Raw genomic sequence first — 15,369 nt, 5'->3', positions numbered from 1 at the left:
GTGTCCGTCATTTATCATACAAATCCCGGAAGTCGAGAGGATGTGCAATGGCGACCGAATTGCGGGAACGGACCGAGGCGTTTTACGACCTTCCAGCCGATGCGATCGCGTGTTTCCGCCGCGACGGACATGTCCTATTGCCCCAAGTGTTCACTGCGGAGGATGTCGAGACCTTCCGCACCGCGATCCGTGAAGCATCCTTCGCCGCCAATACCGAGAAGCGGCCGCTCGCCGATCGCGACGCGTTCGGCAAGGCGTTCCTGCAGACGCAGAATCTGCGACTGCGCGATCCGATCGTCGAACGGCTGGTGCTGTCTCCCCGCCTGGGTCGGATTGCCGCCGAGCTGATGGGCGTTGAAGGCGTCCGCATCTTTCACGATCAGTCGCTGTTCAAGGAGCCGGGCGGCGGCATCAACCCGACGCCATGGCATCAGGACCAATATTATTGGCCGCTTGCCGAATCGACGACGTTGGGGCTGTGGATGCCGCTGATGAACATCGAAGCCGATATGGGTGGCATGCTGCATGCGTCGGGCACGCACCGGCTGGGCTTTCTGGGGCAGCACGAGATTTCGGACGAATCGCAGCGCGTCTATGGCGCGATGATCGAAGCCGAGAATATCCCGGTCGTTGCCAGCGTGCCGATGCGTGCCGGTGACATCAGCTTCCATTACGGCTGGACATTGCATGCCGCGGGCGCGAACTTTTCCAACACGCTGCGCGAGGCGATGATCGTGACATATTTCGCCGATGGCATGCGCGTCGCCCAGCCGAGCAACCCGCATCAGGAGCATGACCGGATCAAGTTCCTTGGCGGCCGCGAACCCGGCGCGATTGCGGACAGCCCGCTCAATCCGCTTGTGTATCAGGCCCTCCGATCATGAACAGGGGTTGCGCCGTCGCCACCTTTTGGCGCTAGACCGGCCGTATGGCGACAGGACAACCGTTTATCACCATCGACTGGGGCACGACGCATCGCCGGATCATGGTCGTCCATGCGGATGGCACCCTGCTCTCGCGGTTGCGAGACGGCCGCGGCATTCTCGCGATGGACCGAGACGACTATGCCCGCGATGTCGAGGCGATCCGCGCCGCGCATGGCAGGCTGCCCGTGCTGTGTGCAGGGATGGTCGGATCCAACCGTGGCTGGGTGGACGCGGGTTATGTCGCCACGCCGGCGGACCTGACCGGGTTGGCGCGGGCCGTCCGCTGGATCGTGCCGGGCGAAGTCGGCATCGTGCCCGGCGTGTGTCACCAGGCCGGGGGTCTGGTGGACGTGATGCGGGGGGAGGAGGTGCAGCTGCTGGGGGTGATGCATGCCGATGGCCGCCCGCAGCGCGTCTGCCTGCCGGGCACGCACTGCAAGTGGGCGACCGTGGCGGATGGCCGCATCACGGCGAGCCGGACGGCGATGACGGGCGAGATTCATGCGCTGCTGCGCGACCATGGCACCCTGTCGGGCTTGATCGGGCCGGGGCAGGGCGAAGGCTTCGTCGCCGGGGTGGACGACGCCGGAAGGGGCAGCCTGCTGGCGATGCTGTTCCAGGCGCGGGCCGCGCATGCCGCCGGCGTGGGCGGCGCCCGGGCGGCGCCCGGGCGGCGCCCGATTATGTCAGCGGGTTGCTGATCGGCGAAGATGTGCGCTGTCATCTAGGCGACCCGGCCATTGCCGTGACCCTGGTGGGGGATCCCGGGCTGACGGGGCTGTATGCGCGGGCGATCGCGATGCAGGGCGGGACGACGACGGTTGTGGACGGGGAAACGGCCTTTCTGGCGGGGATCGTGCGGCTGTGGCAGGCCGTGCAGGCGCCATGACCCAGCAGCGCGAATCGGCAACCTGGCGCCTGATGCGGACGCTGGGGCACGACATCGTCCGCGGCGTCCATCCGCCGGACCGGCCCTTTCCCATCGAGCAGGCCTTGTCGGAAAGGCATGCGCTGAGCCGCAGCGTGATCCGCGAGGCGGTGAAGATCCTGGCGGCCAAGGGTCTGGTGACGTCGCGGCCGCGTATCGGCATCCGGGTGCGGCCGCGAACCGAGTGGAACCTGCTGGATCCCGACGTGCTGGACTGGATCGCGGCGTCGCGCGATCCGACCTTTCTGCTGGAGTTGTTGCAGATGCGCCGCGCGGTGGAGCCGGAGGCTGCCGCGCTGGCCGCGGGATTGCGGGATGCGCGGTTGATCGATGCCATCGGGGCGGCTTATCGGCGGATGGCGGCGGCGGCGGATGGCGGCGATGATCCGCTGGAAAGTGATGTGGCATTCCACTGCGCCCTGCTGAACGCCAGCGGCAACCGGTTGTTCGCGCAGCTGGGCAATCTGGTGCGGACGGCGCTGGGTTCGGCGATCCACGAGACCAACAGGGCGGCCGGGGTGCGGGTGGGGGATCTGGCCGAGCATGAAGCCATTCTGGTCGCGGTGCGCGCCGGGGACGCGGCAGGGGCGCGCACTGCGACCCGGGCCATGATCGACCGCACCATCGGATTGATCCGGCCGGATTCGGCGGGCTGAACCGGGGGAGATTTTGATCGGGGGGGGCGCGGGCGGGTTATCCGATGGCGGCGATGTAGCGCACGACCATCCGCAATTGCCGCAGCGCGAGCAGGAACAGCGCCGACTGGATGAGCGCCGTCAGCGCGACGATGGCGAGATCGACCGGCGTCCAGGCCGCCATCGGAGCGGACAGCACGCGCCACAGGCTGGCACAGGTGGAGACCGCGAGCGCGATCACGGCGATGCGCAGCAGGCGCCGGATCACCGCGGGCGGGGTTGCCGCCGAAGCAGGACAAAGGCGGCGATGCCGGCGAGCAGCCCCAGCGACAGCGCCGCGCCATCGAGCAGCCGCAGCCATGGTTCGCCGCCGAGATCGAGGCGAAGCGAGCGCAGCCGCATGAACGCGAAGGTGGCAAGCGTCATCCAGCCGAGCGCCGTGAGCATCTGCCGCATCCGGTCGGGAAAGGCGGCGTGCGCATAGGCAGCGGCGATCTGGTCGGGCGTGCCGAAGCGGGCGAGGGCGACGCTGCTGCCATTGTCACCATCGGCGAAATGTTCGGTCAGGTCGTCGTGCGCGCGGCGGGCGAGGATGGGGTCGAACGACAGCCGCCGTTCGACATCGAGCAGATAATGATCGATCAGGCCGGCCACGGGGCTTCGCCGCCGAGCAGGCTGTCGACCGCGCGGGCGAAGCGGGTCCAGTGCGCCCGCCGGGCGGCGAGGGCCGACTGTCCCTTTGCTGTCAGGCGATAGACCCGGCGCCGGCGGCCTCCGGCCGGTTCCACCCAGTCGCTGGCGAGCAGGCCGGCCAGTTCAAGCCGGTGCAGCGCCGGGTAGATCGTTCCCTCCGGCAGGTCGAAACTGCCGGCGCTGCGGTGGCGGATGGTCTCGATGACGGCATAGCCGTGCAGCGGTTCGCGCTCGAGCGTTGCCAGGATGACATTGTCGAGATGGCCCTTGAGCATTTCCGCGGTCATGCGCCGTTTTACCCTTGCGTCGCTAGGGGTCAAGCTTTAAGCAAAGTAACACTAGGCATAGAAAGGCGATGCTCATGCTTGCGAAGCCATTGGCCGGCCCGAGGCTGTTTCTGATTTTGGCGGCGGCGGTGCTGCTGATGGCCCTGCTGATGATCGCGGCCGAGGGGGGCGGAACCGATGGCATCCGCCTGGCGATTCGCGCCACGGCGCGTACGTCGCTCGCGCTTTTTCTGATCGCCTTCAGCGCGTCTGCTGTGCAGCGGCTTTTCCCCGGTTCCCTTGGAGAGTGGTTGCTGCAAAACCGGCGCTGGACCGGCCTTGCCTTTGCCTTTTCGCACCTGGTGCACGCCGTGCTGCTGAAGGCCTTGCTGACGATCGACCCCGGGCTGTTCTGGTCGTTGACCAATCCGCGCTCCGTGGTGACCGGGGCGATAGCCTACGGCTTCATCGCCTTGATGGCGGCGACCTCACTGGACGGCGCGGTGCGCTGGCTGGGTGCGCGAACGTGGAAATGGCTGCACAGTGCCGGCCTTTGGGTGATCTGGGTCAGCTTCGTTTTCACCAATGCCAAGCGCATTGCCGTCAGCCCCTGGTATCTGGTGCCGGTGCTGCTGCTGGTCTTCGCCCTGCTGCTGCGGATCCTGTCACGCCGCTTGCAACGCCGGCTTTCGCCGCGGTCGCAGCCGGCGGGGTGATGCCGGATGCCCGGCTGTCCTAGAGTCGCCCGCAGATGATGCAGGGCGCGATGGTGGGGCCGGATCCTTGGCGCGGTCGATGGGGAAGCGGCTGAAAGATATCAGCGCAAGAGAGGCTGCCTGGCGGAGTCGGAGGGATTCGAACCCTCGGTACCGGTTACCCAGTACGGCAGTTTAGCAAACTGCTGGTTTCAGCCACTCACCCACGACTCCGAAGGAAAATCCCGCGATCCTGGCTGGTCTCCGGCGCTTGGCACCTTCGTCTCAGCCACTCACCCGCGACTCCGAATGGCGATTTCGGGTTAGCAGGGCGGTTTGCGCTGTGCAACCCGGTCAGTGCGCGGTCACCGGCGTGGCGGATTCGGCGAGGATGGTGAGGCCTTTTTCATTCACCTCGGCGAAGCCGCCGCTGATCGCAATGCGTTCAGCGGGGCCGTTGGCTTCGGCATAGACCGCCAGTTCGCCCGGCCGGATCGTGCTCATGAAGGGGGCGTGGCCGGCAAGGACGCCGAAGTCCCCCTCCGTACCCGGTACCACGACCATGTGCACCGCGCCGGAGCGAATGAGACGCTCCGGGCTGACCAGGTCGAAGTTCAGCTTGGCTGCCATCACGCCGCTTCCGCGGCCATCTTGCGGCCTTTTTCCACAGCCTGCTCGATGGTGCCGACCATGTGAAAGGCGGCTTCGGGCAGATGGTCGTAATCGCCGGCGACGATGCCCTTGAAGCCCTTGATCGTGTCTTCGAGCTGCACGAAGACGCCGGGCGTTCCGGTAAAGATTTCAGCGACATGGAAGGGCTGGCTGAGGAAACGCTGGATCTTTCGAGCACGCGCGACGACCAGCTTGTCCTCTTCGGACAGTTCATCCATCCCCAGGATGGCGATGATGTCCTGAAGCGATTTGTATTTCTGCAGCACCGATTGCACGCTGCGGGCGACTTCATAATGCTCCTGCCCCACGGTGCGCGGTTCCAGCACGCGACTGGTGGAATCGAGCGGATCGACCGCCGGGTAGATGCCGAGTTCGGCGATCGAGCGGCTGAGGGTGGTGGTGGCGTCCAGGTGGGCAAATGATGTTGCCGGCGCCGGGTCGGTCAAGTCGTCCGCGGGGACGTAGATGGCCTGCACCGAGGTAATCGAGCCTTTGGTGGTCGACGTGATGCGTTCCTGCAACGCGCCCATGTCCGTGGCGAGGGTGGGCTGATAGCCGACCGCCGACGGGATGCGGCCCAGCAGCGCCGACACTTCGGAGCCGGCCTGGGTGAAGCGGAAGATGTTGTCGACGAAGAACAGCACGTCCTGGCCCTCGACATCGCGGAAATATTCGGCGTTGGTGAGGCCCGAAAGCGCGACGCGGGCGCGGGCCCCCGGCGGTTCGTTCATCTGGCCGAACACCAGCGACACCTTGGAGCCTTCGCTCGTCGGGTTGCCATCCGCGTCGGTGGCGATGACGCCGGCTTCGAGGAACTCGTGATAGAGGTCGTTGCCCTCGCGGGTGCGTTCGCCGACGCCGGCGAACACGGATGTGCCGCCGTGGCCCTTGGCGATGTTGTTGATCAGCTCCTGGATGAGCACGGTTTTGCCGACGCCGGCGCCGCCAAACAGGCCGATCTTGCCGCCCTTGGCGTAGGGGGCGATCAGGTCGATGACCTTGATGCCGGTAACCAGGATAGCGCTGTCGGTGGACTGGTCGGTGAACAGCGGTGCCTCGGCGTGGATCGGCATGCGGATTTCGGCGTTCACCGGCCCGCGGTCGTCGATGGGTTCGCCGATGACGTTGAGAATGCGGCCGAGCGTGGCAGGGCCGACGGGGACGCTGATCTGGCGGCCGGTGTCGGTGACCGATTGGCCGCGCACCAAACCGTCCGTCGAGTCCATGGCGATGGTGCGGACGGTGTTTTCGCCGAGGTGCTGCGCCACTTCGAGCACGAGGCGGCGGTCCTCGATCTGCGTTTCCAGCGCGGTGAGGATTTCGGGCAGCGCCTGATCGAAGGCCACGTCGACGACGGCGCCGATGACCTGGGTGATGCGGCCGGTGTTGTTGCCTGTGGTTGCCATGGTCTATTCCTCGCAGGTTCAGAGCGCTTCGGCGCCCGAAATGATTTCGATGAGTTCCTTGGTGATCGCGGCCTGGCGCGTGCGGTTGTAGACCAGGCTGAGGCGTTTGATCATGTCGCCGGCGTTGCGGGTGGCATTGTCCATCGCGGTCATCTGCGCGCCATAGAAGCCGGCGGCGTTTTCCAGGATGGCGCGCAGCAGCTGCACCGAGAGGTTGCGCGGCAGCAGCTCGTTGAGGATGGCTTCCTCGTCGGGCTCATATTCAACCGCGGCGCTGATGCCTGCCCCGGCCCCCGAGCCGGGGTCGGGCAGTTTCACCGGGATCAGCTGCGTGGCGACGGGTTCCTGCAGCAGCACCGAGCGGAAATTGCTGTAGAGCAGGTGGGCGACATCGAACTCGCCGCGGTCGTAGCGGGCGATGATGTCGGCGGCGATCGCCTGCGCTTCGGGGAAGCCGGGGATTTTGACTGCCGAGAGATCGACCACGTCGAGGATGGCGGACTTATGCGTGCGGCTGAGCACGGCGCGGCTCTTCTTGCCGACCAGCAGCAGCTTGACCGTTTTGCCCTGCGCTTCCAGCTCCTCGATGGTCTTGCGCGCCAGCCGGCTGATATTGGTGTTGAAACCGCCGGCGAGGCCGCGTTCGGAGGTGACAACGACGAGCAGATGCACACGGTCCTGCCCGGTGCCGGCGAGCAGTTTCGAGGTCTGCGGCCCGACAGTGACCTTGCCGCCGAGGCTGGCGAGGACGGACTCCATGCGGCTGGCATAGGGACGCGCGGCCTCGGCGCGTTCCTGCGCGCGGCGCAGTTTCGCGGCGGCGACCATCTTCATCGCCTTGGTGATCTTCTGGGTCGATTTGACCGAGTTGATCCGCATCTTGAGGGATTTGAGGCTGGGCATCAGCCCCTCACGCGAACGTCTTGGCGAAACCGCCAATCACGTCCTTCAGCGCGTCCCGCGTCTCGTTCGACAGGTCGCGCGTGCTGCGGATGTCGGCGAGCAGCGCGCCATGGTTGGCGCGGATGTCGGCGAGCAGCGCGCTTTCGAAGCGGTTGACGGCGTTGACCGGCACGGTGTCCAGGAAGCCGTTGACGCCGGCGAAGATGCTGACCACCTGCTCCTCGAACGGCATCGGCGCATATTGCGGTTGCTTCAGCAGCTCGGTGAGGCGCGCGCCGCGGTTCAGCAGGCGCTGGGTGCTGGCGTCCAGATCCGAACCGAACTGCGCAAAAGCCGCCATTTCGCGATATTGCGCCAGCTCGAGCTTGATCGACCCGGCGACCTTCTTCATCGCCTTCGTCTGCGCGGCAGAGCCGACGCGGCTGACCGAGAGACCGACGTTGATGGCCGGGCGGATGCCCTGATAGAAGAGTTCGCTTTCCAGGAAGATCTGGCCGTCGGTAATCGAGATCACGTTGGTCGGGATGTAGGCCGAAACGTCGCCGCCCTGGGTTTCGATGATCGGCAGCGCGGTCAGCGAGCCGCCGCCGTTGGCGTCGTTCATCTTGGCGGCGCGCTCCAGCAGGCGGCTATGCAGATAGAAGACGTCGCCAGGGTAAGCTTCGCGGCCCGGCGGGCGACGCAGCAGCAGCGACATCTGGCGATAGGCGACCGCCTGCTTCGACAGGTCATCATAGACGATGACGGCGTGCATGCCATTGTCGCGGAAGAACTCGCCCATGGCGACGCCGGTGTAGGGCGCCAGATATTGCAGCGGGGCGGGTTCGGACGCCGTCGCCGCGACAACGATCGAATATTCCATCGCGCCATTTTCCTCCAGCGCGCGGACGATCTGGGCGACGGTCGAACGCTTCTGCCCGACGGCGACATAGATGCAATAGAGCTTCTTGCTCTCATCGGTGCCGGCGTTGACGCCCTTCTGGTTGATGAAGGTGTCCAGCGCCACGGCGGTTTTCCCCGTTTGCCGGTCGCCGATGATCAGCTCGCGCTGGCCGCGGCCGACAGGGACCAGGGCGTCGAGTGCCTTCAGGCCGGTCTGCATCGGCTCGTTGACGCTCTTGCGCGGGATGATGCCGGGCGCCTTCACTTCGACGCGGGTGCGCTTGACGTCCACCAGCGGGCCTTTGCCGTCGATCGGGTTGCCCAGGCCATCGACCACGCGACCCAACAGGCCCTTGCCGACCGGCACGTCGACGATGGTGCCGGTGCGCTTGACGGTGTCGCCTTCCTTGATCGCGGTGTCGCTGCCGAACACCACGACGCCGACATTGTCGGCCTCCAGGTTGAGCGCCATGCCCTTGATGCCGCCGGGGAATTCGACCATTTCGCCGGCTTGGACATTGTCGAGGCCATGGACGCGGGCGATACCGTCGCCGACGCTCAGCACCTGGCCGACTTCGCTGACTTCGGCCTCGGTGCCGAAATTCGCGATCTGGTCGCGGATTACGCGGGAAATTTCCGCGGCGCGGATGTCCATGGTCAGCCTTTCATCGCTTGCCCGAGCTTTTCGAGCCGGGTCTTCAAACTGGAGTCGATCTGTTCGGAGCCGATCTTGACGATCAGGCCGCCGAGAATCTCGGGGACGACACGGATGTCGAGCGCGATGTCGCGCCCGGTGCGGGCCGTGAGCTTGGCTTTCAGCGCCTCGGTCTGCTTCGGCGAGAGGGCGTGCGCCGCCGTCACCTCGGCGGTCACCTCGCCCTTGCTGGCGGCGACCGCGGCACGGAAGGCGCGGATCATCGCCGGGGTCTGCGACAGACGTCCGTTGCGGGCGAGCACACCCAGCGTCTGCGCGACCAGGGGGTGCAGGCCCATGGCAGCGGCCAGCGCGGCAACGGCCCTGGCGGCGTCCGCCCGACTGACCAGCGGCGAGGTCATCAAGGCCTTGAGATCGCTCGATTCGGCGGTGGCGGTTTCCAGCGTGTCGAGCGAGGCGCCGACCGCGTCCACGGCCTTCGCCTCTTTCGCAAGGTCGAACAGCGCACCGGCATAACGCCCGGAAAGGCTGTTCGAAATCATGCTTCCTTGCTCCACGCTCGGCCTCGTCAGGTTGCGCCAAAAAACAGCAGATTGTCATAGGAAAAGGGGGGCAGAAACGCCCCCCGCCCTATCGGTGGCGCGGCATTAGCAGCGGGTGCAGCATGATGCAAGGTGGCAGCGCGGCTTTGTGACGGCGCGGGGGAGGCGGGGTGCGCCGCGCTGGCGCACCCCGCGTGCCGGGTCAGGCGGCGATGCGGCGCCGTTGCCGCAGGCTGGTGCCCACCAGGCCGAAGCCCAGGATCAGCATGGCCCAGGTGGCGGGTTCGGGCACCGCGGCGCCGAAGGCCGGCGTGGCGATGGAGCGCAGCGGCCCGGCGCCGACGATGCCCAGTGCGGTGCCGGCGCCGGTCATCAGGTCGACGCGCCACAACAGGCTGTCGATGTTCGCATAGGCGATGCCGCTGTTCGGGCTGATGTCGAACCCGACATTGTTGTCGGTGGTGAAGGCAAAGCCGAGCGGGCCGAATGTCTGCCCCGTCAGGTTGGTATCGACGTAAATGCCGCCGTTCGGATTGGTGGAGCGCAGCAGCCGGTCACCGGCAGCGTCGAGCGCGTATAGCGTGGTGGATGCGGCGCCGGCGACGCTGTTGGTATAGCCGGCGGCGACAAGTTGCGGCGTCATGCCGCCGATGGTGACCGGCGTGTCGACGACGGTGACGCCATTGTTCGGATTGATGCGCAAATTCTGGCCGGTGCTGCCGACGACGCGAAGCCGGTCCGGCACGGGGTTGAAATCGACGCCGAAGGCACCGCCCGACGGCGTCGGCGAAACCGTGCCCTTCAGCGTCGCCTGATAGGTCATGCCGTTCAGCTTCAGCTCGTAGAGTTTGCCCGTACCGGTCAGCGCGTGCAGCGTGCCGGTGGCGGGGCGGACATCCAGGCCGATGATGGTGTCGCTGATGCCGGTAATGGTGCGCGAACCGGTGATGGTTTCGGGGTCGGCGCTGTCGAAATTGACGATGCGGTTGTCGAGGGTGAGGCCGTAAAGGCGTTCCGCCGACGCCGGGGTGGCGATGGCGGCAGCAAGCAGGACGAACGAAAGAAGACGCATGGCAACCTCCTGTTGGACAGGGGCAGCACATCCGCCCCCGCGCCAGGGTACGGACGTTCATGATCGGCGGACGCACTGGTTAACAGCCGTTACCCATCATTCCCTGCGATCCCGTCCGGTTGCGCACGCCCTGCGCAAAGCGACGGTTGCATGGACATGTCGATGGGATAGCGTGGCGATGGAGGAGAAGGCCATGTACGACATCATCATTCGCGGCGGCATGATCGTGGACGGCAGCGGCGGCGCGCCGTTCGTGGGCGATGTGGCGATCAGCGGCGACCGCATCGCGGCGGTGGGCGTGGTCGATGGTGTCGGCCGTCGGGAGATCGACGCGACGGGCCGGATCGTGACGCCCGGGTTCGTGGACATCCACACCCATTATGATGGCCAGGCGACCTGGGATGCGGAAATGGGGCCATCATCCTGGCATGGGGTGACGACGGTGGTGATGGGCAATTGCGGCGTGGGGTTCGCGCCGGCCAAGCCCGACCGGCACCAGTGGCTGATCGGATTGATGGAGGGGGTGGAGGATATCCCCGGCACCGCGCTGGCCGAGGGCATGACCTGGGACTGGGAGAGTTTCCCGGAATATCTGGATGCGCTAGAGAAGCTGCCGCGCACCATCGATGTGGGGACGCATGTGCCGCACGGCGCGGTGCGCGCCTATGTGATGGGCGAACGCGGCGCGAAGAATGAGGCGCCGACCGAGACCGACATCGCCGCCATGTCCCGCATTGTCGAGGAGGGGCTGCGCGCCGGCGCGCTGGGGTTCAGCACCAGCCGGACCATCCTGCACAAGTCGGTCGATGGCGAGCTGGTGCCGGGCACGACGGCGACCGTCGAGGAGTTGCTGGGCATCGGCCGCGCCATGGGCCGGGTGGGGCACGGCGTGTTCGAGATGGCAAGCGACCTGAAGCGCGAATGGAACGAGTTCGCCTGGATGGGACAACTGAGCCGCGAGACCGGCCTGCCCGTGACCTTCGCCGCACTGGAATCGCCGGCGAAGGAGCTGCCGCTGACCGAGCAGATTGCCATGATGACGGCGGAGAATGAGAAGGGCGCCAACATCGTGGCGCAGATCGCGCTGCGCGGCAACGGCATCCTGATGGCGTGGCGGGGAACGGTCCATCCCTTCCTGTTCAAACCGGCGTGGGCGGAGATCGCGGCGCTTTCCTGGGAGGCGAAGCTGGAACGGTTGCGCGATCCCGACTTCAAGGCCCGGATGATCGCCGAGGAGAGCGTCTTCCCGGAATCGGATGTCGCCGGCCTGCTGATGCTGGTGGCCGGCGGCTGGTTCCTGCAATATCGCATGGGGGACGATTTCAATTACGAACCGCCGCGGGAGGAGACGATCGCGGCGATCGCGACCGCCGAGGGGCGCAATCCGGTCGAGGTCGCCTATGACCTGCTGATGGCGGGCGACGGCGACGGATTCATCTATTTCCCGCTGCTCAACTATGCCGATGGCGACCTGAAATTCCTGGAGCCGCTGATCGGTCGGGACGATACGGTTAACTCGCTGTCCGATGGCGGCGCGCATTGCGGCACCATCTGCGATGCGGCGTCGCCCACCTTCATGTTGCAGCATTGGGTGCGGGACCGGGTGGGCATGCGGCAGCCGCTGGAGGCGGCGATCAAGCGCCAGTGCCGGGATACCGCGCTGCTCTATGGCCTGGCGGATCGCGGCCTGCTGGCGCCGGGGCTGCTCGCGGACATCAATGTCATCGATCTTGACCGGCTGAAGCTGGGCAAGCCCTGGCTGGCGTTCGACCTGCCGGCAGGCGGCAAGCGGCTGCTGCAGAAGGCGGACGGTTATGATTACACCATCAAGTCGGGCCAGGTGACATTCGAGCAGGGCGTGTTGCAGGACGCACGCCCCGGCGGTGTGATCCGCGGCCCGCAGCGGGCACCGCTGGCAATGGCGGCGGAGTAGCTATCGAGCGCGGCGCAGGATGAGATAGACCGCGCCCGCGCCGCCGTGGCGAGGGTGGGCGCGGCGGACGGCAGCGACGCGTTCGCTGATGCCAGCCTCCCCCAGCCAGCGGGGCAGGCTGGCGCGGATCGCGCCTTTCGGTGGTTTGACGCCCGGCATCAGGTCGGCCGGTTGGGCGCCGGGCGTCTGGCCCTTGCCGGTGATCACCAGGATAACGCGCGCTCCGTTACGCGCGGCGCTGTCGACGCGGCGCAGCAGCAGCGCGCGGGCGGTCTCCCGGCTGAGGCCATGCAGGTCGAGGGTCAGGTCGGGCACCACGCGGCCGGAGGACAGCTTGCGGTCCCAGCTGCCGTCGAGGGTTTCGCTGTTGGTGACGACCCGGCGCGGCGCCGCTTTTTTCGGGGATGCGGCGGCGTCGCGAGCGACGGGGGACATGATGACGGCCCCCACGAGCGGGGCAGGGCGCTTGCGACCGGGAAGCGGCTGCACGCTCTGGACGACACGCGCCCACAGCGCACGCTCCTCAGCGGCGAGCTTGCGCGCCATCTGGCAATCGGGCGGCGGCGGCGTGGGGCAGCAGGATCAGCGCCTCGACCGAGGTGGCGAGATTGCTGGCGATGGCGCGGGCGCGCGGGCCGGCACCCCAGAAGATGTCGAAGCGGTTCGGCCCGCGGATGGCACCGCCGATGTCCTGCGCGATCAACAGGCGGCTCCAGTCCGTGACGGCCGCGCCCGGCTCGGCGATCCTGGTGCGCAGCCAGACCGGGGCGCCCAGTGGCATCACGGTGGCATCGGCAGCGGCGGTCGCCTCGGCGATCAGTGACACGCCCAACGCACCGTGCGGGCCTTCATCCGGCCCGGTCATCTCCCGGAAAAAGACATAGGAGGGATTTTCCCGCATCAGCGCGTCGCCGGGGCCGGGGTTGGCATGCACCCAGGCGATGATCGCCTCCAGCCCGGCGCCGCCGGCGGGCAGGATGTTGCGCTGCCGCAGCAGCCGGCCGATGGCCACATAGGGCCGGCCGTTCTGGCTGGCATAGCCCACGCGCATCACGCTGCCGTCGGGCAGGCGCAGGCGCCCGCTGCCCTGCACCTCCAGCATGAACAGCTCGATGGGGTCCTCGGCATAGGCAAGCTCCAGCCCGCGGCCCTTCAGCGCGCCGTCGTAAATGGCGGCGCGGTCAGGATAGGGGCCGAAGCTCTTGCCGTCCCAGCGACCGCGGATCTTGCGACCTTTCAGGTCGGAGGCGAAGGGGGTCAGGTCGACTTCGAGCAGATCGTCTGGCTTGCGGTAGAGCGGCGTTGAACAGCGGGCGGTCGGCGCGCGGCAGCCGGCAATTTCCGGTTCAAAATAGCCGGTGGTGAAGCCCTTGCCGTCACCCAGCCGGGTGACGGTGAACTGGCTTTCGAAAAAGCCGCGGGCATCGGTGGCGATCGCGGCGGCGGCGCAGGGCGCGGCCCAATCCTCGGGCACGGTCAGCCCGCTGGGGTCCTTGCGTTTGCCAAGTGGTGCACAGCCGCGTTTGAAGGCGGCCAGCGCGGCGGCCAGGTCCGCCTGCCGCCAACCGGGAAGGTCGGCGACCGCGCCGGCACGGCTGAACGCAGCTGGTGGGGCGGCGGTGGAGATTGGCGGCGTGGCTGCGGGGTTGATCGGTTGCTGTGGCCTGGTGGCGCAGCCGGCCAGGGTCAGCGTCGCTGCCAGCAACGCAACGGCGCCGGCCCTCATTCGGCCGCCTTCATTCACCCACGGTATCGTCGGTCGCGATCAGCAGCCAGGCGGGGTCAGACGAGGAGGTCAGCCGGCTGAACGTCCACAGGTCATGCGCCTGCACGCTCGTGCGCTCGCTGCCCATGCTGATGTCGGCATCGAACTGCACTGTCACCTCGGCCATGGTGCCGTTCATCCGCGCTTCGACGATGCGGGCATTGTCGATGGCGAGCAACTTGTTGTCGACCGGATCATCGCGCGTTGCGATCGCGGCGCGGAACTGTGCGGCGACGTCGTCCGCCACCAGCCCATCCATCGCGTCCATGTCGCCGCGCCAGAATGCCTCCAGGATCAGCGAATAGGCGCCGCGCGCGCCCACCAGGAAACCATCGGGATTGAAGTTGCGGTCGGCGCGGGCGATGGCTTCCAGTCCGCTGCGAACGTCGTCGGCAGTGCCTGCGGGCACCTCCAGCGCCAATGGTGCCTCGGGTTCCGGGCGGGCACCGGGCCGGGCGAGTTCCGGGCCGGTCGGGCGGAAGGCATCGGCCGCGGGCTTTTCATTGCCGGTGCGGCGACCGAGCACATTATAGAGGCGCAGACCGATGAACCCGGCCAGCATCGCCAGGAAAATGATCTCGATCCAACCGCTATTGTCCATCACCGGGCCTTACACAGATACGGGCGCAATGGCAAAGCGCCACGACGCGTTCCTGCCACATAAGGCAGCAAAAGCGGATGACAAGCGCGGATGCCACTGGTAGCGGACCCTGCGACGCCATATCTGGCCACAATAACCGAAACAGGACAGGGCACAACGATGAACCAGCTTACCCCCGAAGCCGCCGAAGCGCTTGCCAACGGAGCCGATGCGGCGCCGCAGGTCGCCATCCTGGCGCAATATGTGAAGGACCTGTCCTTCGAAAACCCGAATGCGCCGGGTTCGCTGCAGATGCAGGGGCAGCCGCGCATCGACATCAATGTGAATGTCAACGCGCGTTCGGGCGGCGACGACATGTTCGAGGTGGAGCTGAAAATCGACGCGACCGCCAAGATGCCGGACGACAAGACGGCGTTCGCGGTCGAGTTGCTCTATGCCGGCCTGTTCCGGTTGAAGGATATTCCGCAGGAGGCGCTGGAGCCGTTCCTGATCGTGGAAGCGCCGCGTGTGCTTTTCCCGTTCGCGCGCCGGGTGATTTCGGATTGCACCCGTGACGGCGGCTTCCCGCCGCTGATGCTGGAGCCGATCGATTTCGGCAGCCTGTATCTGAACCAGCTGGAAGCCCGCGGTGAGGGACTGGGCAGCGGCGAGGTTGCGGGCAACGCCTGATTTGCGTGACTCTGCCATGACGTCGGACGGGCTTTTCGACAGACCCGGTCACGGGCAAAGCCCGCGCTGCGGGCCTGCCGAAAAGCCGCCGGCCGGCATGCGCGGGAGTCTGTGTCTTTCTGAAAA

At 66.8% G+C, this 15,369-nt stretch carries 19 protein-coding genes and 1 tRNA gene; 7 read left to right on the top strand and 13 right to left on the bottom strand.

What is annotated here, in order from left to right; translation table 11 throughout:
* Positions 1-47 precede the first annotated feature (47 nt).
* The 4 genes from H3309_RS08215 to H3309_RS08200 are packed head-to-tail and all read left to right on the top strand — an operon-like array spanning position 48 to position 2,510.
* Positions 48-884: a phytanoyl-CoA dioxygenase family protein gene (locus H3309_RS08215; protein ID WP_182298312.1), complete on the top strand. Its 837-nt coding sequence runs from the start codon at positions 48-50 to the stop codon at positions 882-884.
* Positions 885-928: 44 nt separating this feature from the next.
* Positions 929-1,627, top strand: a complete 699-nt coding sequence (locus tag H3309_RS08210) for a 2-dehydro-3-deoxygalactonokinase (protein WP_182298310.1) — start codon at positions 929-931, stop codon at positions 1,625-1,627.
* Positions 1,628-1,638: 11 nt separating this feature from the next.
* Entirely contained in the window at positions 1,639-1,815 is a 177-nt protein-coding gene (locus H3309_RS17555; protein ID WP_256402021.1) for a 2-dehydro-3-deoxygalactonokinase, read from the top strand.
* Entirely contained in the window at positions 1,812-2,510 is a 699-nt protein-coding gene (locus H3309_RS08200; protein WP_182298306.1) for a FadR/GntR family transcriptional regulator, read from the top strand. The genes H3309_RS17555 and H3309_RS08200 overlap by 4 nt, the downstream gene beginning before the upstream one ends.
* Positions 2,511-2,547: 37 nt before the next feature.
* Here the strand turns inward: H3309_RS08200 and H3309_RS08195 are convergent, their stop codons facing one another.
* From H3309_RS08195 to H3309_RS08185, 3 genes are read right to left on the bottom strand one after another with little or no spacing between them, the layout of a single operon-like run.
* Complete coding sequence (locus tag H3309_RS08195) at positions 2,548-2,757, bottom strand: hypothetical protein (RefSeq protein WP_182298304.1); 210 nt, start codon at positions 2,755-2,757, stop codon at positions 2,548-2,550.
* Positions 2,754-3,143, bottom strand: a complete 390-nt coding sequence (locus H3309_RS08190; RefSeq protein ID WP_182298302.1) for a hypothetical protein — start codon at positions 3,141-3,143, stop codon at positions 2,754-2,756. The genes H3309_RS08195 and H3309_RS08190 overlap by 4 nt, the downstream gene beginning before the upstream one ends.
* A complete protein-coding gene (locus H3309_RS08185) occupies positions 3,131-3,469 on the bottom strand; it encodes a PadR family transcriptional regulator (protein WP_182298300.1) in 339 nt (112 codons plus the stop codon). Before H3309_RS08185 ends, H3309_RS08190 begins: the two co-directional genes overlap by 13 nt.
* Before the next feature lie 116 nt (positions 3,470-3,585).
* Between H3309_RS08185 and H3309_RS08180 the strand changes: the two genes are divergently transcribed.
* Positions 3,586-4,164: a ferric reductase-like transmembrane domain-containing protein gene (locus H3309_RS08180; RefSeq protein ID WP_182298298.1), complete on the top strand. Its 579-nt coding sequence runs from the start codon at positions 3,586-3,588 to the stop codon at positions 4,162-4,164.
* A 121-nt stretch (positions 4,165-4,285) separates the two neighbouring features.
* Here H3309_RS08180 and H3309_RS08175 read toward each other — a convergent pair.
* The 7 genes from H3309_RS08175 to H3309_RS17260 all read right to left on the bottom strand — a co-directional run bounded on the left by H3309_RS08175 (position 4,286) and on the right by H3309_RS17260 (position 10,275).
* Positions 4,286-4,377 (bottom strand) — tRNA-Ser (locus H3309_RS08175).
* Between the two features lie 120 nt (positions 4,378-4,497).
* The gene (locus H3309_RS08170) at positions 4,498-4,773 is read right to left on the bottom strand and encodes an ATP synthase F1 subunit epsilon (RefSeq protein ID WP_182298296.1); all 276 of its coding nucleotides are present in this window, start codon (positions 4,771-4,773) and stop codon (positions 4,498-4,500) included.
* On the bottom strand, positions 4,773-6,221 hold the full coding sequence (gene atpD, locus H3309_RS08165; protein ID WP_182298294.1) for a F0F1 ATP synthase subunit beta: 1,449 nt from the start codon (positions 6,219-6,221) through the stop codon (positions 4,773-4,775). Before atpD ends, H3309_RS08170 begins: the two co-directional genes overlap by 1 nt.
* Positions 6,222-6,239: 18 nt before the next feature.
* Positions 6,240-7,124 (bottom strand): F0F1 ATP synthase subunit gamma, encoded by an 885-nt coding sequence (locus tag H3309_RS08160; RefSeq protein WP_182298292.1) that lies wholly within the window; start codon positions 7,122-7,124, stop codon positions 6,240-6,242.
* Between the two features lie 7 nt (positions 7,125-7,131).
* On the bottom strand, positions 7,132-8,661 hold the full coding sequence (atpA, locus tag H3309_RS08155; RefSeq protein ID WP_182298290.1) for a F0F1 ATP synthase subunit alpha: 1,530 nt from the start codon (positions 8,659-8,661) through the stop codon (positions 7,132-7,134).
* Between the two features lie 2 nt (positions 8,662-8,663).
* Complete coding sequence (locus H3309_RS08150) at positions 8,664-9,218, bottom strand: F0F1 ATP synthase subunit delta (RefSeq protein ID WP_398400182.1); 555 nt, start codon at positions 9,216-9,218, stop codon at positions 8,664-8,666.
* A 187-nt stretch (positions 9,219-9,405) separates the two neighbouring features.
* Positions 9,406-10,275, bottom strand: a complete 870-nt coding sequence (locus H3309_RS17260) for a DUF4394 domain-containing protein (protein ID WP_182298582.1) — start codon at positions 10,273-10,275, stop codon at positions 9,406-9,408.
* A gap of 193 nt (positions 10,276-10,468) precedes the next feature.
* Between H3309_RS17260 and H3309_RS08140 the strand changes: the two genes are divergently transcribed.
* The gene (locus H3309_RS08140; RefSeq protein ID WP_182298286.1) at positions 10,469-12,208 is read left to right on the top strand and encodes an N-acyl-D-amino-acid deacylase family protein; all 1,740 of its coding nucleotides are present in this window, start codon (positions 10,469-10,471) and stop codon (positions 12,206-12,208) included.
* Here the strand turns inward: H3309_RS08140 and H3309_RS08135 are convergent, their stop codons facing one another.
* The 3 genes from H3309_RS08135 to H3309_RS08125 form a co-directional block, all read right to left on the bottom strand.
* Positions 12,209-12,643, bottom strand: coding sequence for a Smr/MutS family protein (locus H3309_RS08135; RefSeq protein ID WP_243453886.1), 435 nt, complete (start codon positions 12,641-12,643; stop codon positions 12,209-12,211).
* A gap of 88 nt (positions 12,644-12,731) precedes the next feature.
* Entirely contained in the window at positions 12,732-13,934 is a 1,203-nt protein-coding gene (gene mltA / locus H3309_RS08130; RefSeq protein WP_182298283.1) for a murein transglycosylase A, read from the bottom strand.
* Positions 13,935-13,944: 10 nt separating this feature from the next.
* Entirely contained in the window at positions 13,945-14,574 is a 630-nt protein-coding gene (locus tag H3309_RS08125) for a Tim44/TimA family putative adaptor protein (RefSeq protein ID WP_182298282.1), read from the bottom strand.
* A gap of 159 nt (positions 14,575-14,733) precedes the next feature.
* On the opposite strand from H3309_RS08125, the gene secB reads away from it, so the two are divergent.
* Positions 14,734-15,243: a protein-export chaperone SecB gene (gene secB / locus H3309_RS08120; protein WP_182298281.1), complete on the top strand. Its 510-nt coding sequence runs from the start codon at positions 14,734-14,736 to the stop codon at positions 15,241-15,243.
* Positions 15,244-15,369 lie beyond the last annotated feature (126 nt).

The organism is Sandaracinobacteroides saxicola, assembly GCF_014117445.1.
In the GTDB taxonomy this organism is placed as follows: Bacteria; Pseudomonadota; Alphaproteobacteria; order Sphingomonadales; family Sphingomonadaceae; genus Sandaracinobacteroides_A; species Sandaracinobacteroides_A saxicola.
The sequence above is the reverse complement of the archived record's forward strand: the minus strand, read 5'-3'. Positions and strand labels throughout refer to the sequence as shown.

Coding starts and splice junctions, on each gene's coding strand:
- H3309_RS08215 (WP_182298312.1), top strand. CDS start 48: ATGGCGACCGAATTGCGGGAACGGACCGAGGCGTTTTACGACCTTCCA.
- H3309_RS08210 (WP_182298310.1), top strand. CDS start 929: ATGGCGACAGGACAACCGTTTATCACCATCGACTGGGGCACGACGCAT.
- H3309_RS08200 (WP_182298306.1), top strand. CDS start 1,812: ATGACCCAGCAGCGCGAATCGGCAACCTGGCGCCTGATGCGGACGCTG.
- H3309_RS08185 (WP_182298300.1), bottom strand. CDS start 3,469: ATGACCGCGGAAATGCTCAAGGGCCATCTCGACAATGTCATCCTGGCA.
- H3309_RS08170 (WP_182298296.1), bottom strand. CDS start 4,773: ATGGCAGCCAAGCTGAACTTCGACCTGGTCAGCCCGGAGCGTCTCATT.
- atpD (WP_182298294.1), bottom strand. CDS start 6,221: ATGGCAACCACAGGCAACAACACCGGCCGCATCACCCAGGTCATCGGC.
- H3309_RS08160 (WP_182298292.1), bottom strand. CDS start 7,124: ATGCCCAGCCTCAAATCCCTCAAGATGCGGATCAACTCGGTCAAATCG.
- atpA (WP_182298290.1), bottom strand. CDS start 8,661: ATGGACATCCGCGCCGCGGAAATTTCCCGCGTAATCCGCGACCAGATC.
- H3309_RS17260 (WP_182298582.1), bottom strand. CDS start 10,275: ATGCGTCTTCTTTCGTTCGTCCTGCTTGCTGCCGCCATCGCCACCCCG.
- H3309_RS08140 (WP_182298286.1), top strand. CDS start 10,469: ATGTACGACATCATCATTCGCGGCGGCATGATCGTGGACGGCAGCGGC.
- H3309_RS08135 (WP_243453886.1), bottom strand. CDS start 12,643: ATGTCCCCCGTCGCTCGCGACGCCGCCGCATCCCCGAAAAAAGCGGCG.
- mltA (WP_182298283.1), bottom strand. CDS start 13,934: ATGAGGGCCGGCGCCGTTGCGTTGCTGGCAGCGACGCTGACCCTGGCC.
- H3309_RS08125 (WP_182298282.1), bottom strand. CDS start 14,574: ATGGACAATAGCGGTTGGATCGAGATCATTTTCCTGGCGATGCTGGCC.
- secB (WP_182298281.1), top strand. CDS start 14,734: ATGAACCAGCTTACCCCCGAAGCCGCCGAAGCGCTTGCCAACGGAGCC.